The organism is Pseudomonas inefficax (genome assembly GCF_032164165.1).
Classification (GTDB): domain Bacteria; phylum Pseudomonadota; class Gammaproteobacteria; order Pseudomonadales; family Pseudomonadaceae; genus Aquipseudomonas; species Aquipseudomonas inefficax.
Window position 1 is genome coordinate 3,312,348 of the sequence record NZ_CP134401.1, and the last position, 22,866, is coordinate 3,335,213.

Sequence of the window (22,866 nt, forward strand, 5' to 3'; positions counted from 1 at the left end):
GGCTCTCCTCCTTGGACAGGCCTCCAGCATCAACCTTGCCACGCAGGTAAGGTCAATAGCCCAGGCCGGCTCGCTTCAACTCCAGCCCATGTTGCCCCATGGCGATCCGGTATTTGTTGATCTGGCCCGCCTGCAGGTTCAGTCGCGTGCTGCGTTGGTCCTCCACACCGGGGGCGCAGCCGGGCATTTGCCCGGGAAGCAGGCGCAGGCGCACGTCCACCGGGCCGGGCGGCAGGTTGAACGAAGTGGACTGCTCCTGGAACACGCGCCCGGAGAGCTGATCGTTGAGGTAGATGCCGATTTCGCAACTGGTGGCCACCTCCAGGCGCTCCCGGGAAATGATCAGCACGCTGTAGTCCGAGTTGCCCTCGGCACTGGCCGGTGGCACTGCAGCCAGCGTGCTCAATAGCCCGACGACGCCCAATGCTGCCCTGAACATGAAGAATCTCCTGCTTGCCTGATCATCAAAGGCGCAGCTTGGCCGACGCGAGCGCGGATTTCCACCCCGGCTGTAGTCGGCAAGTCTTGACCTTGCCCCGATGGCAAGCTTGAAACTCTTGGAAAACCTGAAGGAGATAACCCCATGCAAGTGTTCAATGTACAAGGCATGACCTGCGGCCATTGCGTGAAGGCCGTGACCCGGGCGGTGCAGGAGCAGGATGCTGCGGCCAAGGTGGAGGTCGACCTGGCGGCCAGGCAGGTGCGGGTGCAGAGTGAATTGGCGCAGGAGCAGATCCTCACGGCCATTCGCGATGAAGGCTATCAGGCCGAACTTGCCTGAACACTTACCTGTGGGAGCGGGCGCGCCCGCGAACACCGGCGCAGCCGGTGCCATCCACCGCGGCGCCTGCTTCGCGGGCACGCCCGCTCCCACAGGGACCTCGCCAGCCCGTGGGTTGTGAGCAAGGCAGTTGCCCTTGCAGGGGTCAGTTTGTTGCAAATGTTTTCGTACTGAAGGGGTCCACAGCAGGTAGAATCGAGCACTTGCTTAGCCTGCTATGGATTCCTGATGAACCTGCGAATGGTGCTCATCCTGGGCGCACTCAGTGCGTTCGGGCCCTTGGCGATCGACTTCTACCTGCCGGCCTTCCCGGCCATGGCGCAGGCGTTCGCCACCGACGAAAAACATGTCCAGGCCACCTTGGCCGCCTACTTCCTTGGCCTGTCCATCGGGCAACTGGCCTACGGACCGGTGGCTGACCGCTTTGGCCGACGCAAGCCGCTGATGTTCGGGGTGACCCTGTTCACCCTGGCATCCCTGGCCTGTGCCTATGCCCCCAACCTCGACACCCTGGTGCTGGCGCGTTTCGTCCAGGCGTTGGGCGGTTGCGCCGGGATGGTGCTGTCGCGGGCCATCGTCAGTGACAAGTGCGACCCGGTGGCCTCGGCCAAGGTGTTCTCGCAACTGATGCTGGTCATGGGCCTGGCGCCAATCCTGGCACCGATGCTGGGCGGGGTGCTGGTGAACGTGGCCGGCTGGCAATCGATCTTCCTCGCCCTGAGCCTGTTCAGCGCCGGCTGCCTGTTGGCGGTCAGCCTGGGCCTGCCGGAAAGCCTGCCCGAGCACATACCGCGGCAACCGCTGTCTGGCGCCTTGCGCCAGTACTTGCGCCTGTTCGCTGACCGGGTGTTCATCGGCCATGCCCTGACCGGTGGTATCGCCATCGCCGGCATGTTTGCCTACATCGCCGGTTCACCTTTCGTGTTCATCAAGCTCTACGGCGTGCCGGCCGAGCATTACGGCTGGTTGTTCGGCACCAATGCCGCCGGCTTTATCCTTGTGGCGCAGGTGAATGCACGCTTGCTGGCCAAACGCGGGCCGGCGTTCCTGCTGGCGCGTGCAGTGTGGCTGTACCTGGCTGCGGGCCTGGTGTTGCTGGGCGTGGCGGCAATGCATCCAACACAGCTGTGGCCACTGCTGGTACCGCTTTTCGTCTGCATCTCCAGCCTCGGCTGCATCATCCCCAACGCCTCTGCCTGTGCCATGAGCGGGCAGGGCGCACGGGCCGGCAGTGCCTCGGCGCTGATGGGCTGCCTGCAGTTCAGCGTCGCCGCCGGCGCAGCGGCGCTGGTCGGGCTGCTGCATGATGGCAGTGCGGTGCCGATGGCGCTGGTGATCAGCCTGTGCGGGGCGCTGGTGGTCAGTGTCGCGCTGCTGACCCGACGCTTGTCGGCCAAGGCTCCCGCATAAGCGGGTGAGGTGCCTGCAGGCGGTTTTCCAGCGTGGCGACGAAGGCACGCGCCTCGGCCTCGCTGCGGAAACTGACCACGTGTTGATCGAGCTGGACCTGCCAGGGGCAGGCTGGGTTTCGGCTCGACGCGCTGACGACAATTTTCATCGCGGCATACCTCCAAAGGGGGAGAGCGGATGAAGTGTAGCGTTACACCTTCTGCCTGCCATGACCTGCATCAGTGACCTGACTGACGGTCGGCGGAAACGTTTTCTACATGTTTTTTCCTGCTTGGGACGCAATGCCCGCAAGCCCGTGGAACCTTCGCTTTAGCTTGCGCTACTTGTGGAAATTGGTTGTCGGCCGCGTCCGAAGTTGCATCCGGTGTTTTTTCCGCCTGTCGTTTCCTTGCTCCTGCCATGTGTGCCGGGCTGCTTGCCCGCGCGGTCCAGGCAGGTTTCGCGCACAGTTTCGCTGCTTGCCATGGGTAGGTATACCCAGTGGTTTTTTGCCGGTGGTGCCACTGCGTGGCGCTGCCTGAATGGCGTTTTTTGCGGCTTATACTGGCGAACCAGGCCAGTGCCAGCGAGAGGCGCTTCCCTGCCAGGGGTGGCCATCGCATCCACAAAGTGAACTTGCAGGGAGTTACAGGGACATGAACGCAGCCAGCAGTATCAGCCAGATTGCCAGCCTGATGGCCGACCCCAAGCGCAGTGCCATGTTGTGGGCATTGATCGATGGCACGCCGCGGCTGGCCAACGAACTCGCGGTAATGACAGGCCTGACCTCGTCATCGGCCTGCGCTCACCTTTCGTTGTTGTCGTCGGCCGGCTTGCTCCGGCATGAAGCACGGGGCCGCAAGCGCTATTTCCGGCTGGCCACCCCGCAAGTCGGGGCAGCGGTGGAGGCCTTGGCCAGTGTCCAGTTGGAGAGCGCCAGGGGGGAACGGGCCAAGGCGCCGGTATCATCGCTGCCCATGTCGATACGCAGGGCGCGTCGCTGTGGCGATCACCTGGGCGGGGAACTGGCCGGTGAGCTGTATCACCGTCTGGTGGTGGCCGGCTGGCTGGAGGGTAGTGGTCGACAGCTGATGGTAAGCGAGGAGGGGCGGACGCAGTTGGCTTTGGTCGGGGTCTACATCGACGCCTTGGCGCCGCATCAGCAACGCGGCTGTGTGATCTGCCGCTGCACCGAGTGGAACGACCAGGGGCCGCACCTGGGCGGCGTGCTGGGGCAGGCCTTGTTCCGGCTGTTCCTGCAATCTGGCTGGATGCGCGAGGCCGAGGATTCGCGGGCATTGCATATTTCTGCGCTGGGTATCCAGCAGATCAATCGCATTGCCCGCGTGGCGACGTTACAGGTTGGTTGAGCGCAACGTCGCCGTTCCAGTCACACCAATCGCGCGTCCAGGCTGTTCTGCGCCAGTCGGCGGGCCTGGTCTTCGGTCATGCCCAGGTGGGTGTGCAGGGCCATGAAGTTCTCGGTGACGTAGCCACCGAAGTAGGCCGGGTCATCCGAGTTGACGGTTACCTTCACGCCGCGCTCGAGCATGTCGAGGATGTTGTGCTGGCTCATGTGGTCGAACACGCAGAGCTTGGTGTTCGACAGTGGGCACACCGTGAGCGGGATCTGCTCGTCGATGATGCGCTGCATCAGCCGCTCGTCCTCGATGGCGCGCACGCCGTGGTCGATGCGTTTGATCTTCAGCAGGTCCAGGGCCTCCCAGATGTATTCGGGTGGGCCTTCCTCGCCAGCATGCGCCACGGCGACGAAGCCTTCGCTGCGGGCGCGATCGAACACACGCTGGAACTTGCTCGGCGGGTGGCCCATTTCCGAGCTGTCCAGGCCAACGGCGATGAACGCGTCGCGAAACGGCAGCGCCTGGTCGAGGGTTTTCTGCGCCTGCTCTTCACTGAGGTGGCGCAGGAAGCTGAGGATCAGGCCACTGCTGATGCCGAGCTGTTCACGGCCGTCCTTCAGCGCCTGGTTGATGCCGTTGAGCACCACTTCGAACGGGATGCCGCGGTCGGTGTGGGTCTGAGGGTCGAAGAACGGTTCGCTGTGGATGACGTTCTGCGCCTTGCAGCGTTGCAGGTAGGCCCAGGTCAGGTCGTAGAAGTCCTGCTCGGTGCGCAGCACGTCGGCGCCCTGGTAATACAGGTCGAGGAACTCCTGCAGGTTGTTGAAAGCATAGGCACCGCGCAAGGTCTCCACATCGGCCCAGGGCAAGGCGATCTTGTTGCGCTCGGCCAGGGCGAACAGCAGCTCGGGCTCCAGCGAGCCTTCCAGGTGCAGGTGCAGTTCGGCCTTGGGCAGGGCGTTCAACCAGTCATACATAGTGGGTCATCTCGATCAGGTACGGTTGCCGCCATTCTACAGAGCCTGGCCGGGCATTGCGCCCGGCCAGGCTGCGACCTGGTGAATCACCAGACCAAGGGTTCGCCCTTGTAGTTGATGAAGCGAAGGCCAGCGTTGCCGCTTTGTGCCTTGATCTGTTCGAGCATGCCGCGGGTACTGGTCAGTACGTCGATCTCGGCGTTTTCGCCACCCATGTCGGTTTTCACCCAGCCCGGGTGCATGGCCAGCACGCACAGGTCGGGCCGTTGCTGTTCCACGACAAAGCTGTTGATCATCGAGTTCAGGGCCGCCTTGCTGGCCTTGTACAGGCAGATTTCGCCGCCGTCGGGGATAGTCACGCTGCCCAGGATCGAGCTCATGAAGGCCAGCACGCCGCTGCCTTCGCGTACCTGACCGACCAGGCGGCGGGCCACGCGGATAGGCGCCACGGCGTTGGTCATGAACAGGTCGCCGATGTCCTTGTTCTGCACCGTCTCCAGGTCTTGTGGCAGGGGGCCCATGACGCCCGCGTTGACGAACACCAGATCGAACACCTGGCCTTGCAGGCGTTGCTTCAGGCCATCGAGCTGGGCTGTGTCGTTCATTTCCAGCTGTTCGATGCGCACGCCTGGCACATCCGCCAGGGCGCCGGGCTGCTGCGGGTTGCGCACGGTGGCGGTAATGTTCCAGCCGTCTTCGTGCAGGCGTTGCACCAGGCCCAGGCCCAGCCCGCGCGAGGCGCCGACGATAAGTGCGGTTTTTGCGTTAGCCATGTGGATGCGCTCCGTGATCGGTTGGCGAGGAAAGGTATTGAGGATAATGCACCGGGGCCGCTTTGCGGCCCATCGCGACACAAGGCCGCTCTTACAGGAGTATGCGATCCCCTGTAGGAGCGGCCTTGTGTCGCGAAAGGGCTGCAAAGCAGCCCCGGCAATCTCAAGCCTTGCCCGCTAGCTGGTTAAAAAACGATCAGTCGCCCCGTAGCCTTGCGTGGCCGGGCGCTTCGCCTGTTGACGCACGGGTTATCCACAGGCTGTTCCACAGTTATTGTGTGCAAGCTGAGGAGCCGCAGACTGGCGCTTGCGGCCTTGCGCTGGGGATAACTCCCGCGCATTCAGCACGTTGCGGCTGTCATCAAACAGTGATCAAAATATGATCAAAGCTCTGCGGGCCTTGAAAACATTAGCCTGCAAGCGAGTGCCCCAAGCTTATCCACAGGCCGGCCCACAGTTGCTGTGGGCAATGTTCAACGTGCTTCGAGCAGAATGCGCCCGCGGCTCAAGTCGGCCAACTGCTGCTGCAGTGGCGCAAGGTGGGTGTCGCCGAGTGCAATCAGCAGGTCCACGCCATTGGCGGTGAATTGTTCATCCAGGACCAGGCCGTCAACCTCCGCCAGGCGCAGCTTCACCAGTGCCAGTTCGCTGAAACTGCAACTGCAGGTGAATTCGCTGCGCTGCACCAGCAGCCGCTTGGGGGCCTGTTGCAGGCACTTGTTGGCGCCGCCGCCATAGGCCCTGGCCAGGCCGCCGGTGCCCAGCTGGATGCCGCCGTACCAGCGGATCACCAGCACCACCACTTGGTCGCAGTCCTGCGCTTCGATGGCCGCGAGGATCGGCCGCCCCGCGGTACCGCCAGGTTCGCCGTCATCGCTGCTGCGGTATTGGGCGCCAAGCTTCCAGGCCCAGCAGTTGTGGGTGGCGGCCAGGTCGCTGTGGCGTTCGATGAAACTCATCGCATCGGCGGCACTGCTGATCGGCCCGGCCAGGGTGATGAAGCGGCTTTTGCGGATTTCCTCGCGGTATTCGCAGAGGTCGAGCAGGGTAGAAGGCATAAATGACGATCAGGCAACCGGCTTGATGCCGCAGCCCTTCAGAATGATGTGGATAAGATTGTTGCTCGCGTCTTCCATGTCCTGTTTGGTCAGGCGGCTGCGGCCGGTTACCTGGCAGATCTGGGTGGCGAAGTCGGCGTAATGCTGGGTACTGCCCCACAGCAGGAAGATCAGGTGTACCGGGTCGACCGGGTCCATCTTGCCGGCTTCGATCCAGGCTTGGAACACTGCGGCCCGGCCGCGGAACCATTCGCGGTAGTCGGCACTGAAGTACTCACTGAGGCAGGTGCCGCCGCTGATCACCTCCATGGCGAAGATCCGCGAAGCTTGCGGGTTGCGCCGCGAGAACTCCATCTTGGTGCGGATGTACTGGCTCAGGGCTTCGCCAGGGTCGTCGTCGACGCTCAAAGCGTTGAAGGTGCTGTCCCACAATTCGATGATGTTGCTGAGCACGGCAATGTACAGGCCCAGCTTGTTGGTGAAGTAGTAATGCAGGTTGGCCTTGGGCAACCCCGCCTTGAGGGCGATGGTGTTCATGCTGGTGCCCTTGAAACCATGGCGGGCAAACTCGTCTTCGGCGGCCTGGATAATGGCCTGTTCGTTCTTCTGGCGGATGCGGCCCGCGGGCTTGCCCGAGGCGGAGAGGCGATGCGCAGGGACTTCTAGGGTCATGGACGATTCCGTACGGGTCAGTGGCTGCGGCTGTCGACAAGATTACCTGCCTGTGCCGAAGTGACAAGCGTTTGCGGCACAGACTGGCATCAGCGTGTCGCAGCCAGGCTTTCGAGGAAGCTTTCCAGCACCAGGTTCGGCCGCCGGCCCTTGCGCGTTACCCAGCTGAGGCTCAGGTCATAGAAGCGTTGCCGGGGCTTGAGAGCACGCAAGCGACCCTGCTGCACCCAGAATGTAGCGTAGTGGTCTGGCAGGTAGCCGATGTAGCGCCCGGTAAGGATGAGAAACGCCATGCCTTCGCGGTCCGAAGCGCTGGCCGTGCAGTTCAGCGCCTGGTAATGCGCCTGGATTTCAGCCGGCAGGCGGAAGGTGGGAGTAATGGCTTCCTGGCTATTCAGGCGGTCGTCGTCGATCTGCTGGTCGTCGGCATAGAACAGCGGATGGCCGACCGCGCAGTACAGCAGCGAGCGCTCGCTGTACAACGGTTGGTACTCGAGGCCCGAAAGCGGGCTGGTCTGCGGCACTACCCCGACATGCAGGCTGCCATCGAGCACGCCGTGCTCGACCTGACTGGGTGCGATCATGCGGATCTGGATTCGCACATCGGGCCCGCGGTCCTTGAGTTCGGCCAGCGCATGGGTAATGCGCATGTGCGGCAAGGTCACCAGGTTGTCGGTCAGGCCAATGTTCAGCTCGCCACGCAAATGCTGGTGCAGGCCATTGACCTCTGTGCGGAAGCTTTCCAGGGCACTGAGCAGTTGCAGGGCTGAGTGGTAGACCTCGCGGCCTTCTTCGGTCAGCGAGAAGCCGGCGCGCCCGCGTTGGCATAAACGCAGGCCGAGCCGCTGTTCGAGGTCGTTCATCTGCTGGCTGATGGCCGAACGGCCAATGCCCAGCACGTTCTCCGCGGCCGAGAAGCCGCCGCACTCGACGACACTGCGGTAGATCTTCAGCAGGCGGATGTCGAAATCGCTGACTTGGGCGAGTGGATCGGGGCGTCGGCTCATTAGTTTACTCAGGGGCTGTCTGAAGATTAGAAATGTTGGCTTTTTCAGACTTTATCGCCGTGCCAATTTAGCTGCAACAACATCCATCGTTGCCTAATCGTCTTCCGAGGAACCGCCGATGAACATGCCCGAAACCGCTACCGCCGGTATCGCCAGCCAGCTCAAGCTGGATGCCCACTGGATGCCCTACACCGCCAACCGCAACTTCCAGCGCGACCCACGCCTGATTGTGGCGGCCGAAGGCAGCTACCTGTTCGACGACCAGGGGCGCAAGATCTTCGATGCCCTGTCCGGCTTGTGGACCTGTGGCGCCGGGCATACCCGCAAGGAAATCACCGAGGCGGTGGCTCGCCAGATCGGCACTCTGGACTATTCCCCGGCCTTCCAGTTCGGCCACCCGCTGTCGTTCCAGCTGGCCGAGAAGATCACCGAGCTGACCCCGGGCGACCTGAACCATGTGTTCTATACCAACTCCGGTTCCGAGTGTGCCGACACCGCGCTGAAGATGGTGCGAGCTTACTGGCGCCTTAAAGGCCAGGCGACCAAGACCAAGATCATCGGCCGTGCCCGTGGCTACCACGGCGTGAACATCGCCGGCACCAGCCTCGGTGGTGTCAACGGTAACCGCAAGCTGTTCGGTCAGTTGCTGGATGTCGACCACCTGCCTCACACCGTGCTGCCGGTGAACGCCTTCTCCAAAGGCATGCCGGAAGAGGGCGGTATCGCCCTGGCTGACGAGATGCTCAAGCTGATCGAGCTGCACGACGCCTCCAACATCGCTGCTGTGATCGTCGAGCCGCTGGCGGGTTCGGCTGGTGTGCTGCCGCCGCCGAAGGGTTACCTGAAGCGCCTGCGTGAAATCTGCACCCAGCACAACATCCTGCTGATCTTCGACGAAGTGATCACCGGCTTCGGCCGCATGGGCGCAATGACTGGCGCCGAAGCCTTCGGCGTGACCCCGGACCTGATGTGCATCGCCAAGCAGGTGACCAACGGCGCCATCCCGATGGGCGCGGTGATCGCCAGCAGCGAGATCTACCAGACCTTCATGAACCAGCCGACCCCGGAATACGCCGTGGAATTCCCGCACGGGTATACCTACTCGGCCCACCCGGTAGCCTGTGCCGCCGGCATCGCCGCGCTGGACCTGCTGCAGAAGGAAAACCTGGTACAGGCCGCCGCCGAGCTGGCACCGCACTTCGAGAAGCTGCTGCATGGCGTGAAAGGCACCAAGAACATCGTCGATATCCGCAACTACGGCCTGGCCGGTGCGATCCAGATCGCAGCCCGCGACGGTGATGCCATCGTGCGTCCGTACGAAGCGGCGATGAAACTGTGGAAGGCAGGCTTCTATGTACGCTTCGGTGGCGACACCCTGCAGTTCGGCCCAACCTTCAACACCACGCCGCAGGAGCTGGACCGCCTGTTCGACGCAGTGGGCGAAACCCTGAACCTGATCGACTAATCTTTCCGATTCTGATGCCAGGCGCGTGAACACATCGCGCCTGCCTCAACCTTCTTTATCTGGAGTTTTGCATGAGCATTGTTCAGCACCTGATCCACGGCGAACTGGTTACCAAGGGTGAGCGCACCGCCGATGTCTTCAACCCGTCCACCGGCCAGGCCGTGCGCAAGGTCGAACTGGCCAGCCGCGCGACCGTGCAGGAAGCGATCGACTCGGCCAAGGCGGCCTTCCCGGCCTGGCGCAACACCCCTCCGGCCAAGCGCGCCCAGGTGATGTTCCGCTTCAAGCAACTGCTGGAGCAGAACGAAGCGCGTATCTCGCAGATGATCAGCGAAGAGCACGGCAAGACCCTGGAAGATGCTGCCGGCGAACTGAAGCGTGGCATCGAGAACGTCGAGTTCGCCTGCGCCGCACCGGAAGTGCTGAAAGGCGAGTACAGCCGCAACGTCGGCCCGAACATCGATGCATGGTCCGACTTCCAGCCGCTGGGCGTGGTTGCCGGTATCACCCCGTTCAACTTCCCGGCCATGGTACCGCTGTGGATGTACCCACTGGCCATCGCCTGCGGCAACGCCTTCATCCTCAAGCCTTCCGAGCGCGACCCGAGCTCGACCCTGTTCATCGCCCAGCTGCTGCTGGAAGCCGGCCTGCCGAAGGGCATCCTCAATGTGGTGCACGGCGACAAGGAAGCGGTGGATGCGCTGATCGAAGCGCCGGAAGTGAAAGCCTTGAGCTTCGTCGGTTCGACCCCGATCGCCGAGTACATCTACGCTGAAGGCACCAAGCGCGGCAAGCGTGTGCAGGCCCTGGGTGGTGCGAAGAACCATGCGGTGCTGATGCCGGATGCCGACCTGGATAATGCCGTTAGCGCACTGATGGGTGCTGCCTACGGTTCGTGCGGTGAGCGTTGCATGGCCATTTCGGTGGCGGTGTGCGTGGGTGATCAGGTGGCCGACGCCCTGATTGCCAAGCTGGAACCACAGATCAAGGCGCTGAAGATTGGTGCCGGCACCTCGTGCGGCCTGGACATGGGCCCGCTGGTCACGGCTGCTGCCCGTGACAAGGTAGTAGGCTACATTGATGACGGTGTCGCTGCTGGTGCCAAGCTGGTGGTGGATGGCCGTGGCTTCCGTGTGGCCGGTAATGAGGATGGCTACTTCGTTGGTGGCACCCTGTTCGACAAGGTGACCCCGGAGATGCGCATCTATAAGGAAGAGATCTTCGGCCCGGTGTTGTGCGTAGTGCGTGTGAACAGCCTGGAGCAGGCCATGCAGCTGATCAACGATCACGAGTATGGCAACGGCACCTGCATCTTCACCCGTGACGGTGAAGCGGCGCGCCTGTTCTGCGACGAGATCGAAGTGGGCATGGTTGGTGTGAACGTGCCGCTGCCGGTGCCGGTGGCTTACCACAGCTTTGGTGGCTGGAAGCGCTCGCTGTTCGGTGACTTGCATGCCTATGGCCCGGACGGTGTGCGCTTCTATACCCGCCGCAAGGCGATCACCCAGCGTTGGCCGCAGCGGGCCAGCCATGAGGCTTCGCAGTTTGCCTTCCCTAGTTTGTAAGGGATGAGCAGAAGCGGGGAGGCCGACAGGCCTCCCCGCTTTGTTTTTCAGCGATATTAAAGTTTCTTGAAATTAAGGGTTGACGCCCTCTCGAATCCCCTTATAATGCGCCCCACTTCCAGCGACATCGGAACGAAAAACTCCTTGTTCATCAAGGGGTTAAGTAGTTAAGAAGAAGCTGAAAGCGCTACGATCAACTGATCGACAGCGGTTGAGATGATGGTTGACAGCGCTTTTAAACGCTGTATGATTCGCCTCCCGCTACGAGAGATCGCAGCGAGTCAAGTGTTTGAAGCTAAACGAGTTTCTCGCAAAAAACTTCAAAATAAACGCTTGACAGCAAATGAGGAAAGCGTAGAATGCGCGCCTCGGTTGAGACGAAAGGCTCTTAACCAAACGCTCTTTAACAAATCGAATCAAGCAATTCGTGTGGGTGCTTGTGAGTACGGACTGATAGTCACAAAGATTATCAGCATCACAAGTGGCCATGCGAGAAATCACATAGTCATTTGAGATTGCTGAGCCAAGTTTAGGGTTTCTTAAAAACCCAAGCAGTATTGAACTGAAGAGTTTGATCATGGCTCAGATTGAACGCTGGCGGCAGGCCTAACACATGCAAGTCGAGCGGATGACGGGAGCTTGCTCCTTGATTCAGCGGCGGACGGGTGAGTAATGCCTAGGAATCTGCCTGGTAGTGGGGGACAACGTTTCGAAAGGAACGCTAATACCGCATACGTCCTACGGGAGAAAGCAGGGGACCTTCGGGCCTTGCGCTATCAGATGAGCCTAGGTCGGATTAGCTAGTTGGTGGGGTAATGGCTCACCAAGGCGACGATCCGTAACTGGTCTGAGAGGATGATCAGTCACACTGGAACTGAGACACGGTCCAGACTCCTACGGGAGGCAGCAGTGGGGAATATTGGACAATGGGCGAAAGCCTGATCCAGCCATGCCGCGTGTGTGAAGAAGGTCTTCGGATTGTAAAGCACTTTAAGTTGGGAGGAAGGGCAGTAAGCTAATACCTTGCTGTTTTGACGTTACCGACAGAATAAGCACCGGCTAACTCTGTGCCAGCAGCCGCGGTAATACAGAGGGTGCAAGCGTTAATCGGAATTACTGGGCGTAAAGCGCGCGTAGGTGGTTCGTTAAGTTGGATGTGAAAGCCCCGGGCTCAACCTGGGAACTGCATCCAAAACTGGCGAGCTAGAGTACGGTAGAGGGTGGTGGAATTTCCTGTGTAGCGGTGAAATGCGTAGATATAGGAAGGAACACCAGTGGCGAAGGCGACCACCTGGACTGATACTGACACTGAGGTGCGAAAGCGTGGGGAGCAAACAGGATTAGATACCCTGGTAGTCCACGCCGTAAACGATGTCAACTAGCCGTTGGAATCCTTGAGATTTTAGTGGCGCAGCTAACGCATTAAGTTGACCGCCTGGGGAGTACGGCCGCAAGGTTAAAACTCAAATGAATTGACGGGGGCCCGCACAAGCGGTGGAGCATGTGGTTTAATTCGAAGCAACGCGAAGAACCTTACCAGGCCTTGACATGCAGAGAACTTTCCAGAGATGGATTGGTGCCTTCGGGAACTCTGACACAGGTGCTGCATGGCTGTCGTCAGCTCGTGTCGTGAGATGTTGGGTTAAGTCCCGTAACGAGCGCAACCCTTGTCCTTAGTTACCAGCACGTTATGGTGGGCACTCTAAGGAGACTGCCGGTGACAAACCGGAGGAAGGTGGGGATGACGTCAAGTCATCATGGCCCTTACGGCCTGGGCTACACACGTGCTACAATGGTCGGTACAGAGGGTTGCCAAGCCGCGAGGTGGAGCTAATCTCACAAAACCGATCGTAGTCCGGATCGCAGTCTGCAACTCGACTGCGTGAAGTCGGAATCGCTAGTAATCGCGAATCAGAATGTCGCGGTGAATACGTTCCCGGGCCTTGTACACACCGCCCGTCACACCATGGGAGTGGGTTGCACCAGAAGTAGCTAGTCTAACCTTCGGGAGGACGGTTACCACGGTGTGATTCATGACTGGGGTGAAGTCGTAACAAGGTAGCCGTAGGGGAACCTGCGGCTGGATCACCTCCTTAATCGACGACATCAGCCTACTGATGAGCTCCCACACGAATTGCTTGATTCATGGTTGAAGACGTTGTTCCTGGTCAGAACTCGGAAATGAGCATTCGCTTCGAATGTTGATTTCTGACTTTTGTCAGATCGTTCTTTAAAAATTCGGATATGTGATAGATATAGACTGATGACCAGTTTCACTGCTGGTTAATCAGGCTAAGGTAAAATTTGTGAGTTCTGCTCGAAAGAGCAACATGCGAATTTTCGGCGAATGTCGTCTTCACAGTATAACCAGATTGCTTGGGGTTATATGGTCAAGTGAAGAAGCGCATACGGTGGATGCCTTGGCAGTCAGAGGCGATGAAAGACGTGGTAGCCTGCGATAAGCTTTGGGGAGTCGGCAAACAGACTGTGATCCAGAGATCTCTGAATGGGGGAACCCACTCAGCATAAGCTGAGTATCTTGTACTGAATACATAGGTGCAAGAGGCGAACCAGGGGAACTGAAACATCTAAGTACCCTGAGGAAAAGAAATCAACCGAGATTCCCTTAGTAGTGGCGAGCGAACGGGGACCAGCCCTTAAGTTGGTTTGAGATTAGTGGAACGCTCTGGAAAGTGCGGCCATAGTGGGTGATAGCCCCGTACACGAAAATCTCTTGTCAATGAAATCGAGTAGGACGGAGCACGAGAAACTTTGTCTGAATATGGGGGGACCATCCTCCAAGGCTAAATACTACTGACTGACCGATAGTGAACCAGTACCGTGAGGGAAAGGCGAAAAGAACCCCGGAGAGGGGAGTGAAATAGAACCTGAAACCGTATGCGTACAAGCAGTGGGAGCCTACTTTGTTAGGTGACTGCGTACCTTTTGTATAATGGGTCAGCGACTTATATTCAGTGGCGAGCTTAACCGAATAGGGGAGGCGTAGCGAAAGCGAGTCTTAATAGGGCGTTTAGTCGCTGGGTATAGACCCGAAACCGGGCGATCTATCCATGGGCAGGTTGAAGGTTAGGTAACACTGACTGGAGGACCGAACCGACTACCGTTGAAAAGTTAGCGGATGACCTGTGGATCGGAGTGAAAGGCTAATCAAGCTCGGAGATAGCTGGTTCTCCTCGAAAGCTATTTAGGTAGCGCCTCATGTATCACTGTAGGGGGTAGAGCACTGTTTCGGCTAGGGGGTCATCCCGACTTACCAAACCGATGCAAACTCCGAATACCTACAAGTGCCGAGCATGGGAGACACACGGCGGGTGCTAACGTCCGTCGTGAAAAGGGAAACAACCCAGACCGTCAGCTAAGGTCCCAAAGTCATGGTTAAGTGGGAAACGATGTGGGAAGGCTTAGACAGCTAGGAGGTTGGCTTAGAAGCAGCCACCCTTTAAAGAAAGCGTAATAGCTCACTAGTCGAGTCGGCCTGCGCGGAAGATGTAACGGGGCTCAAACCATGCACCGAAGCTACGGGTGTCATCTTACGATGACGCGGTAGAGGAGCGTTCTGTAAGCCTGTGAAGGTGAGTTGAGAAGCTTGCTGGAGGTATCAGAAGTGCGAATGCTGACATGAGTAACGACAATGCGAGTGAAAAACTCGCACGCCGAAAGACCAAGGTTTCCTGCGCAACGTTAATCGACGCAGGGTTAGTCGGTCCCTAAGGCGAGGCTGAAAAGCGTAGTCGATGGAAAACAGGTTAATATTCCTGTACTTCCAGTTATTGCGATGGAGGGACGGAGAAGGTTAGGCCAGCCTGGCGTTGGTTGTCCAGGTTTAAGGTGGTAGGCTGAAATCTTAGGCAAATCCGGGATTTCAAGGCCGAGAGCTGATGACGAGTTGCCTTTAGGCGACGAAGTGGTTGATACCATGCTTCCAAGAAAAGCTCCTAAGCTTCAGATAACTGGGAACCGTACCCCAAACCGACACAGGTGGTTAGGTAGAGAATACCAAGGCGCTTGAGAGAACTCGGGTGAAGGAACTAGGCAAAATGGCACCGTAACTTCGGGAGAAGGTGCGCCGGCGAGGGTGAAGGACTTGCTCCGTAAGCCCATGCCGGTCGAAGATACCAGGCCGCTGCGACTGTTTATTAAAAACACAGCACTCTGCAAACACGAAAGTGGACGTATAGGGTGTGACGCCTGCCCGGTGCCGGAAGGTTAATTGATGGGGTTAGCGCAAGCGAAGCTCTTGATCGAAGCCCCGGTAAACGGCGGCCGTAACTATAACGGTCCTAAGGTAGCGAAATTCCTTGTCGGGTAAGTTCCGACCTGCACGAATGGCGTAACGATGGCGGCGCTGTCTCCACCCGAGACTCAGTGAAATTGAAATCGCTGTGAAGATGCAGTGTATCCGCGGCTAGACGGAAAGACCCCGTGAACCTTTACTATAGCTTTGCACTGGACTTTGAATTTGCTTGTGTAGGATAGGTGGGAGGCTTTGAAGTGGGGACGCCAGTTCTCATGGAGCCATCCTTGAAATACCACCCTGGCAACTTTGAGGTTCTAACTCAGGTCCGTTATCCGGATCGAGGACAGTGTATGGTGGGTAGTTTGACTGGGGCGGTCTCCTCCCAAAGAGTAACGGAGGAGTACGAAGGTGCGCTCAGACCGGTCGGAAATCGGTCGTAGAGTATAAAGGCAAAAGCGCGCTTGACTGCGAGACAAACACGTCGAGCAGGTACGAAAGTAGGTCTTAGTGATCCGGTGGTTCTGTATGGAAGGGCCATCGCTCAACGGATAAAAGGTACTCCGGGGATAACAGGCTGATACCGCCCAAGAGTTCATATCGACGGCGGTGTTTGGCACCTCGATGTCGGCTCATCACATCCTGGGGCTGAAGCCGGTCCCAAGGGTATGGCTGTTCGCCATTTAAAGTGGTACGCGAGCTGGGTTTAGAACGTCGTGAGACAGTTCGGTCCCTATCTGCCGTGGACGTTTGAGATTTGAGAGGGGCTGCTCCTAGTACGAGAGGACCGGAGTGGACGAACCTCTGGTGTTCCGGTTGTCACGCCAGTGGCATTGCCGGGTAGCTATGTTCGGAAGAGATAACCGCTGAAAGCATCTAAGCGGGAAACTTGCCTCAAGATGAGATCTCACTGGGATCTTGAATCCCCTGAAGGGCCGTCGAAGACTACGACGTTGATAGGTTGGGTGTGTAAGCGCTGTGAGGCGTTGAGCTAACCAATACTAATTGCCCGTGAGGCTTGACCATATAACACCCAAGCAATTTGCTGACGCAGATTGCGGTGGTGAAGACGAAACGAACCGAAAGTTCGCACTGCTCACAAAAGCACCACAAATATCGCATATCCGAATTCGCTGGGCTGTCCATCTGGACATTCTGGCAACAGAATTTCTTGACGACCATAGAGCATTGGAACCACCTGATCCCATCCCGAACTCAGCAGTGAAACGATGCATCGCCGATGGTAGTGTGGGGTTTCCCCATGTGAGAGTAGGTCATCGTCAAGATTCATTTCGCAAAACCCCTATCTGCGCGTGCAGGTAGGGGTTTTGTCTTTCTGGCGCAAAAACTTCCAGGCATACGCGGCCCCTGTAGGAGCGGCCTTGTGTCGCGATCGGGCGCGCAGCGGCCGCCAAACCTGCCTCCTCGATCTCCCAGGTAAACCGCGTCGCCCGGATTGCGGCCGCTGCGCGCCCGGTCGCGACACAAGGCCGCTCCTACAAAGATCGCGCAGGCCCGCTGTTATGTCGCCTCCCACAATTCGAGCCAGAACACTAGAATAGGCCCACGCACCTATTCAGAAGCGCTATATGCCCAAACCTGTCGAACCTGAAACCTTGGCCCAGTTGCCGCTGGACGAGCTTGTCGCCTGCCATGAATGCGACCTGCTGCTGCGCAAGCCCATGCTCCAGCATGACGAGAAGGCCCAATGCCCACGCTGTGGCTATGAGCTCTACGCTCATCGGCACAATGTGGTCAACCGCAGCCTGGCTCTGGTACTTACTGCCTTGCTACTGTTTGTGCCTGCCAATTTCCTGCCGATCATGCAGCTGCACCTGCTGGGCCAGACATCGGACGATACCGTCTGGAGCGGCGTGCTGGGCCTGTACAACTCGGGAATGCGCGGCGTGGCCGTGGTAGTGTTCCTGTGCAGCATGGCCATCCCTCTGGCAAAACTGCTCTGTCAGCTGCTGGTGCTCTTGAGTATCCGCCTGAACGTGGGGCGTAGTTTCGGCCTGCTGTTCTATCGCATCTATCACCACTTGCGTGACTGGGGCATGCTCGAGGTCTATTTCATGGGCGTGCTGGTGGCCATCGTCAAGCTGGTGGACCTGGCCGAACTGACCGTGGGGCTGGGGCTGTTCTGCTTCATCAGCCTGTTGTTGATCCAGGTGTGGCTCGAGGTGGTGATGTCACCGCACCAGATCTGGAGTGCACTATCAGGAGAGGACCTGCATGCGGGCGATTGATGCAGGCATTCTCGTCTGCAATGAATGTCACGAGCTGAACAGGCAACAGCCAGACAGCACTTCACAGACCTGTACGCGCTGCGGCGCCATAGTGCATGCCCGTCGGCCGAACAGCATCGCACGCACTTGGGCGCTGCTGATTGCTGCGTCGATCCTGTACATCCCGGCCAACATGCTACCGATCATGACCGTGAGTACCTTGGGCCAAGGCAGCCCCGACACGATCATGTCCGGCGTCATCACCTTGCTCAAGCATGGCATGGTGCCCATTGCTGCCGTGGTGTTCATTGCCAGTATCCTGGTGCCCACGTTCAAGCTGGTGGGCATCGGCTTGCTGTTGTACTCCGTTCAGCGTCGCCAGCCGCTTTCGGCGCGGCAACGGATATTGATGTACCGCTTCATCGAATTCATTGGACGCTGGTCCATGCTCGATATCTTCGTTATCGCCATCCTGGTGGCGGTGGTGAATTTCGGCCGAATAGCCAGTGTCGAAGCCAACCTGGGCGCTGTCGCCTTTGCAACTGTGGTGATCCTGACAATGCTTGCCGCTTTAACTTTCGATCCCCGACTGATTTGGGATAACACGGAGTCGGATGACGACCATGAGTGACCTGCCAACGGCTAAAACCCGCCCAGCCTCGAACTGGTCGGCCATCTGGATCCTGCCTTTGATCGCCTTGATGATCGGTGGCTGGCTTGCGTGGCAGGCTTACCGTGATGCCGGGGTGGAAATTGAAGTCCGCTTCGAGTCGGGCGAGGGTATCGTCGCCAACAAGACCGAGGTGATCTACAAGGGCATGCCGGTTGGCAAGGTCAAAAGCCTGGTGCTAGACGCCAAGGGTGAGAACCAGGGGGTGATCGCCACCATCGAGATGAACAAGGCTGCCGAGCCTCATCTGACCAAGGGTACGCGTTTCTGGCTGGTGAAGCCGAGTGTCAGCCTGGCGGGTATTTCCGGCCTGGAAACACTGGTATCAGGCAACTACATCGCCGTCAGCCCGGGGGAGGGGGAGCGCACCAAGCGTTTTACCGCCTTGAAGGTGGCGCCGCCACTGTCGGATACCGAGCCGGGCCTGCACCTTACCCTGAAGGCCGAGCGGCTGGGGTCGCTCAACCGTGACAGCCCGGTGTTCTACAAGCAGATCCAGGTTGGCCGGGTTAAAAGCTACCGCCTGTCCGAAGACCAGAGCACCGTCGAGATCAAAGTCTTCATCGAGCCGGCCTATGCCAGCCTGGTGCGCAAGCATACGCGTTTCTGGAATGCCAGCGGCGTCAGCATCGACGCCTCGCTCTCGGGCGTGAAAGTGCGTAGCGAATCGCTGTCGAGCATTGTTGCCGGTGGTATCGCCTTTGCCACACCGGAACACCGCAAGGACAGCCCACCCACCGACTCGAACCTGCCGTTCCGTCTGTATGAGGACTTCGATGCGGCCCAGGCAGGTATCCGGGTAAAGGTGAAATTGAGCGATTACGAGGGCCTGCAGGCGGGCCGTACACCGGTCATGTACAAGGGCATCCAGGTGGGCTCGCTGAAATCCCTGACAATGGCAGACAACCTGGCCAGTGCATCGGCCGAGCTTACGCTGGACCCGTTGGCCGAGGACTATCTGGTCGAGGGCACGCAGTTCTGGGTGGTCAAGCCATCGATTTCCCTGGCGGGTATCACCGGCCTGGAGGCGCTGGTAAAGGGTAACTACATCGCCATTCGCCCTGGTGACAAGGGGGCGCGGCCCGAGCGTGAGTTCGAAGCCCGTGCCAAGGCGCCGCCGCTCGACCTCAAGGCACCAGGCCTGCACATGGTGTTGTTCGCCGACACCCTGGGTTCGCTGGAAGTCGGTAGCCCGGTCATGTACCGCCAGGTGAAGGTGGGTAGCGTGCAGAGCTACCAGTTCGCCCGCAACAGCAACCGCATCCTGATCGGTGTGCATATCGAGAAGGAATACGAAAAACTGGTCAATGGTTCGTCGCGCTTCTGGAATGTCAGCGGTATCACCCTGACGGGCGGCCTGTCGGGCATCAAGATCAAGAGTGAATCACTGCAAACCCTGATGGCTGGTGGTATTGCGTTCGACACGCCACGGCCCGATGTGCCGCTCAAGCGCCACATCCCACGCTTCCGCCTGCATGACAGCCAGGAAGCGGTCAATCGCGCGGGTACGTTGATCACCATTCGCGTGGACCGTGCCGATGGCCTCAAGCCGGGCACGGCGATTCGCTTCCGCGGCCTGGATGTGGGCAGCATCGAGAGCGTCGACCTGACCGATGACTTGCAGGCGGTGCTGCTGCGGGCGCGCATTACCGAAGCGGCGGAGCGTATCGCCCGCGTTGGTACGCAGTTCTGGGTGGTCAAGCCAGCCTTTGGCCTGGTGCGCACGCAGAACCTCGACACGTTGGTGGGTGGGCAGTATCTGGAGGTGCAGCCGGCTGCCAAGGACCGTGGCCCGCAGCGCGATTTCATCGCCTTGGCCGACGCCCCGCAGGTGGCAGGGCCGGAGGTTGGTCTGCCTTTGACACTAAGCGCCCCGCGCCGTGGCTCGATCAAGCCGGGCGTGCCGGTAACCTACCGTGAGGTTGCGGTGGGCAAGGTGACGGGCTTCGAGTTGGGCCAGAGCGCTGACCGTGTACTGATCCACATCCTGATCGAGCCGCGCTATGCGGCCCTGGTGCGCAGCGGCAGCCGCTTCTGGAACAGCAGTGGCTTCGGTTTCGACTGGGGGCTGTTCAAGGGGGCTACGGTGCGTACCGAGTCGGTGGAGACCATGATCGACGGCGGTATCGCCTTTGCCACGCCGGATGGCGAGCAGATGGGCAACCCGGCACGGCCGCAGCAGACCTTTGCCTTGTTCGACAAGGCCGAGGATGAATGGCTGCAGTGGGCGCCGAAGATTCAGATAGCGAAGTAGCATATGGCAGGGCTACCAAACATGGCCCTGCTTTTTTTGTGTGGGAGCGGCCTTGTGTCGCGAAAGGGGCGCGCAGCGGCCCCCTTATCTCAGCGCAGATGCTGAAATTGCTGGGGGCCGCTTTGCGACCCTTTCGCGACACAAGGCCGCTCCCACAGAAGGCTGTTCCCGCAGAGGGGGCGCAAACACAAATCGCAGGCAACAAAAAGCCGACCCTAGGGTCGGCTTTTCGACTAGCACGTCGCTTAGGCAGCTGCAGCTTCTTTCAGCGCCTTGATGTGGCCATTCAGACGGCCTTTGTGACGAGCAGCCTTGTTCTTGTGGATGATGCCCTTGTCGGCCATACGGTCGATTACAGGTACAGCCAGAACGTAAGCGGCTTGCGCTTTTTCGGCGTCTTTTGCGTCGATGGCCTTGACTACATTCTTGATGTAGGTGCGGACCATGGAACGCAGGCTGGCGTTGTGGCTGCGACGCTTCTCAGCCTGTTTTGCACGTTTCTTGGCGGAAGGTGTGTTGGCCACCGTCGAGCTCCTCGAAAGACTTTAGGTAAATAGCAAACAAAATAGGCCGCGAATCATGCCGATCAGTCGAACGGATGTCAAGGCCACCTGCAAGGTTCCGCCGAGCGGTGCGCCAACAAGAGGGAAATATTCCTTTCTGCTGCGCGACCTGTAAACTCGGGATTTTTTGGCTCCCCTGCGAAGGCGCGGGAGTATCGCACATTCGGACGCTGTCTGGCAGCGTCCTCTGCCCTTGGCGTGAATCTTTTCGATGAACCTGCTCAAATCCCTGGCTGCGGTAAGCTCGATCACCATGATTTCGCGGGTGCTGGGCTTTGTCCGCGACACCATCCTGGCGCGTGTATTCGGCGCCGGCATCGCCACCGATGCCTTCTTCATTGCCTTCAAACTGCCCAACCTGCTGCGGCGCATCTTCGCCGAGGGCGCGTTTTCCCAGGCCTTCGTGCCGATTCTGGCTGAATACAAGACCCAGCAAGGCGAGGAGGCGACCCGCACCTTCGTTGCCTATGTCAGCGGCCTGCTGACCCTGGTTCTGGCGCTGGTGACAGCCATCGGCATCCTGGCGGCGCCGTGGGTGGTGTGGGCGACTGCGCCAGGCTTTGTCGACAGTGCCGAAAAATACGAGCTGACCACCGCCCTGTTGCGGGTGACTTTTCCTTATATATTGCTGATCTCGCTGTCCTCCCTGGCCGGTGCGATCCTCAATACCTGGAACCGCTTCTCGGTGCCGGCCTTTACCCCGACCCTGCTGAACGTGGCGATGATCGCCTTCGCGGTGCTGCTCACGCCGTATTTCGACCCGCCGATCATGGCCTTGGCATGGGGCGTGCTGGCCGGTGGCCTGGCACAGTTGCTGTACCAGCTGCCAGCGCTGAAGAAGATCGGCATGCTCGTGCTGCCGCGCCTGAACCTGGGTGATGCTGGTGTGTGGCGGGTGCTCAAGCAGATGCTGCCGGCGATCCTCGGGGTGTCGGTGAGCCAGATCTCGCTGATCATCAACACCATTTTCGCCTCCTTCCTGGTAGCCGGCTCGGTGTCGTGGATGTACTACGCCGACCGCCTCATGGAGCTGCCTTCCGGCGTACTGGGCGTGGCCCTGGGCACCATACTGTTGCCGACCCTGGCCAAGACCTACGCCAACAAGGACCGCGAGGAGTACTCGCGGATCCTCGACTGGGGCCTGCGCCTGTGCTTCCTGCTGGTGCTGCCCTGCACCCTGGCCCTGGCCCTCCTCGCCGAGCCACTGACCGTGGCGCTGTTCCAGTACGGCAAGTTCACCGCGACCGATGCGGCCATGACCCAGCGGGCGCTGATTGCCTATTCCGTAGGCTTGCTGGCAATCATCCTGGTCAAGGTACTGGCACCCGGCTTCTATGCGCAGCAGAATATCCGTACACCGGTGAAGATCGCGGTATTCACGCTGGTCTGCACCCAACTGTTCAACCTGGCCCTGATCGGCCCGCTGGCGCATGCCGGCCTGGCCCTGGCGATCAGCCTGGGGGCCTGCCTGAACGCCGGCTTGCTGTTCTGGAAGCTGCGCAGCAAGCAGCTGTTCCAGCCGCAGCCAGGCTGGGGGATGTTCCTGTTCAAGCTGGTGCTGGCGGTGGGGCTGATGTCGGCGGTGTTGCTGGCCGGCATGCATTATCTGCCGGCCTGGGAGCAGGGCAACATGCTCGAGCGCCTGGTGCGTTTGGGGGCTCTGGTTCTGGCGGGCGTCGTGACCTATTTCGGCTGCCTGTACCTGTGCGGCTTCCGCCCTCGGCATTTCGCTCGCAAGGCCTTGCACTGAGGCTTCGGGCGGGTCAGGCGTCGGTTTTTCGCATTCCACGCCGCCCTTGGGCGCTGCTGCCTGTCACCGGCGCCCGGGTGTGGTTATAATCGGCCACT

The 22,866-nt window shown here is 59.6% G+C and carries 17 protein-coding genes and 3 rRNA genes; 12 read left to right on the forward strand and 8 right to left on the reverse strand.

Going from position 1 to position 22,866, the window contains the following annotated elements:
- Positions 1–52: 52 nt before the first annotated feature.
- Positions 53–439, reverse strand: a complete 387-nt coding sequence (locus RIN61_RS14850; protein WP_112254157.1) for a hypothetical protein — start codon at positions 437–439, stop codon at positions 53–55.
- Positions 440–583: 144 nt separating this feature from the next.
- On the opposite strand from RIN61_RS14850, the gene RIN61_RS14855 reads away from it, so the two are divergent.
- Together RIN61_RS14855 and RIN61_RS14860 are read left to right on the forward strand one after the other, a co-directional pair.
- Positions 584–781, forward strand: coding sequence for a heavy-metal-associated domain-containing protein (locus RIN61_RS14855; RefSeq protein WP_087503147.1), 198 nt, complete (start codon positions 584–586; stop codon positions 779–781).
- A gap of 228 nt (positions 782–1,009) precedes the next feature.
- Positions 1,010–2,191, forward strand: a complete 1,182-nt coding sequence (locus tag RIN61_RS14860; RefSeq protein WP_112254158.1) for a multidrug effflux MFS transporter — start codon at positions 1,010–1,012, stop codon at positions 2,189–2,191.
- Here the strand turns inward: RIN61_RS14860 and RIN61_RS14865 are convergent.
- Entirely contained in the window at positions 2,142–2,339 is a 198-nt protein-coding gene (locus tag RIN61_RS14865) for a hypothetical protein (protein WP_133970167.1), read from the reverse strand. The genes RIN61_RS14860 and RIN61_RS14865 overlap by 50 nt on opposite strands.
- 487 nt (positions 2,340–2,826) lie before the next feature.
- On the opposite strand from RIN61_RS14865, the gene RIN61_RS14870 reads away from it, so the two are divergent.
- Positions 2,827–3,540 carry an ArsR/SmtB family transcription factor gene (locus tag RIN61_RS14870; RefSeq protein WP_112254160.1) on the forward strand — a complete coding sequence of 238 codons (714 nt, stop codon included), beginning with the start codon at positions 2,827–2,829 and terminating at the stop codon, positions 3,538–3,540.
- A gap of 20 nt (positions 3,541–3,560) precedes the next feature.
- Here RIN61_RS14870 and RIN61_RS14875 read toward each other — a convergent pair whose 3' ends face one another.
- From RIN61_RS14875 to RIN61_RS14895, 5 genes are all read right to left on the reverse strand, one after another.
- On the reverse strand, positions 3,561–4,508 hold the full coding sequence (locus tag RIN61_RS14875) for an adenosine deaminase (RefSeq protein ID WP_112254161.1): 948 nt from the start codon (positions 4,506–4,508) through the stop codon (positions 3,561–3,563).
- Positions 4,509–4,594: 86 nt separating this feature from the next.
- Positions 4,595–5,281, reverse strand: coding sequence for an SDR family oxidoreductase (locus tag RIN61_RS14880; RefSeq protein ID WP_112254162.1), 687 nt, complete (start codon positions 5,279–5,281; stop codon positions 4,595–4,597).
- A 473-nt stretch (positions 5,282–5,754) separates the two neighbouring features.
- Entirely contained in the window at positions 5,755–6,339 is a 585-nt protein-coding gene (locus RIN61_RS14885; RefSeq protein WP_112254163.1) for an IMPACT family protein, read from the reverse strand.
- 9 nt (positions 6,340–6,348) lie between these two features.
- Positions 6,349–7,011: a TetR/AcrR family transcriptional regulator gene (locus RIN61_RS14890; protein ID WP_112254164.1), complete on the reverse strand. Its 663-nt coding sequence runs from the start codon at positions 7,009–7,011 to the stop codon at positions 6,349–6,351.
- Between the two features lie 89 nt (positions 7,012–7,100).
- Positions 7,101–8,018: a LysR family transcriptional regulator gene (locus RIN61_RS14895; protein WP_025337589.1), complete on the reverse strand. Its 918-nt coding sequence runs from the start codon at positions 8,016–8,018 to the stop codon at positions 7,101–7,103.
- 118 nt (positions 8,019–8,136) lie between these two features.
- Between RIN61_RS14895 and RIN61_RS14900 the strand changes: the two genes are divergently transcribed.
- From RIN61_RS14900 to RIN61_RS14935, 8 genes are all read left to right on the forward strand, one after another.
- Positions 8,137–9,483 carry an omega-aminotransferase AptA gene (locus RIN61_RS14900; protein WP_112254165.1) on the forward strand — a complete coding sequence of 449 codons (1,347 nt, stop codon included), beginning with the start codon at positions 8,137–8,139 and terminating at the stop codon, positions 9,481–9,483.
- 71 nt (positions 9,484–9,554) lie between these two features.
- Positions 9,555–11,048, forward strand: coding sequence for a CoA-acylating methylmalonate-semialdehyde dehydrogenase (locus tag RIN61_RS14905; protein WP_023662877.1), 1,494 nt, complete (start codon positions 9,555–9,557; stop codon positions 11,046–11,048).
- A 559-nt stretch (positions 11,049–11,607) separates the two neighbouring features.
- A 16S ribosomal RNA gene (locus tag RIN61_RS14910) occupies positions 11,608–13,144 on the forward strand.
- 292 nt (positions 13,145–13,436) lie between these two features.
- Positions 13,437–16,329, forward strand: a 23S ribosomal RNA gene (locus tag RIN61_RS14915).
- A gap of 144 nt (positions 16,330–16,473) precedes the next feature.
- Positions 16,474–16,589: ribosomal RNA gene (rrf, locus tag RIN61_RS14920) — 5S ribosomal RNA — on the forward strand.
- Together the 16S, 23S and 5S rRNA genes form the textbook arrangement of a ribosomal RNA operon.
- Before the next feature lie 303 nt (positions 16,590–16,892).
- On the forward strand, positions 16,893–17,552 hold the full coding sequence (locus RIN61_RS14925; RefSeq protein WP_112251876.1) for a paraquat-inducible protein A: 660 nt from the start codon (positions 16,893–16,895) through the stop codon (positions 17,550–17,552).
- The gene (locus RIN61_RS14930; RefSeq protein ID WP_015268842.1) at positions 17,539–18,162 is read left to right on the forward strand and encodes a paraquat-inducible protein A; all 624 of its coding nucleotides are present in this window, start codon (positions 17,539–17,541) and stop codon (positions 18,160–18,162) included. The genes RIN61_RS14925 and RIN61_RS14930 overlap by 14 nt, the downstream gene beginning before the upstream one ends.
- Complete coding sequence (locus RIN61_RS14935) at positions 18,155–20,455, forward strand: PqiB family protein (RefSeq protein WP_112251877.1); 2,301 nt, start codon at positions 18,155–18,157, stop codon at positions 20,453–20,455. Before RIN61_RS14930 ends, RIN61_RS14935 begins: the two co-directional genes overlap by 8 nt.
- 245 nt (positions 20,456–20,700) lie before the next feature.
- Here the strand turns inward: RIN61_RS14935 and rpsT are convergent, their stop codons facing one another.
- Positions 20,701–20,979 carry a 30S ribosomal protein S20 gene (gene rpsT, locus RIN61_RS14940; RefSeq protein ID WP_003247625.1) on the reverse strand — a complete coding sequence of 93 codons (279 nt, stop codon included), beginning with the start codon at positions 20,977–20,979 and terminating at the stop codon, positions 20,701–20,703.
- Between the two features lie 250 nt (positions 20,980–21,229).
- Between rpsT and murJ the strand changes: the two genes are divergently transcribed.
- The gene (murJ, locus tag RIN61_RS14945) at positions 21,230–22,768 is read left to right on the forward strand and encodes a murein biosynthesis integral membrane protein MurJ (protein ID WP_112251878.1); all 1,539 of its coding nucleotides are present in this window, start codon (positions 21,230–21,232) and stop codon (positions 22,766–22,768) included.
- Positions 22,769–22,866 lie beyond the last annotated feature (98 nt).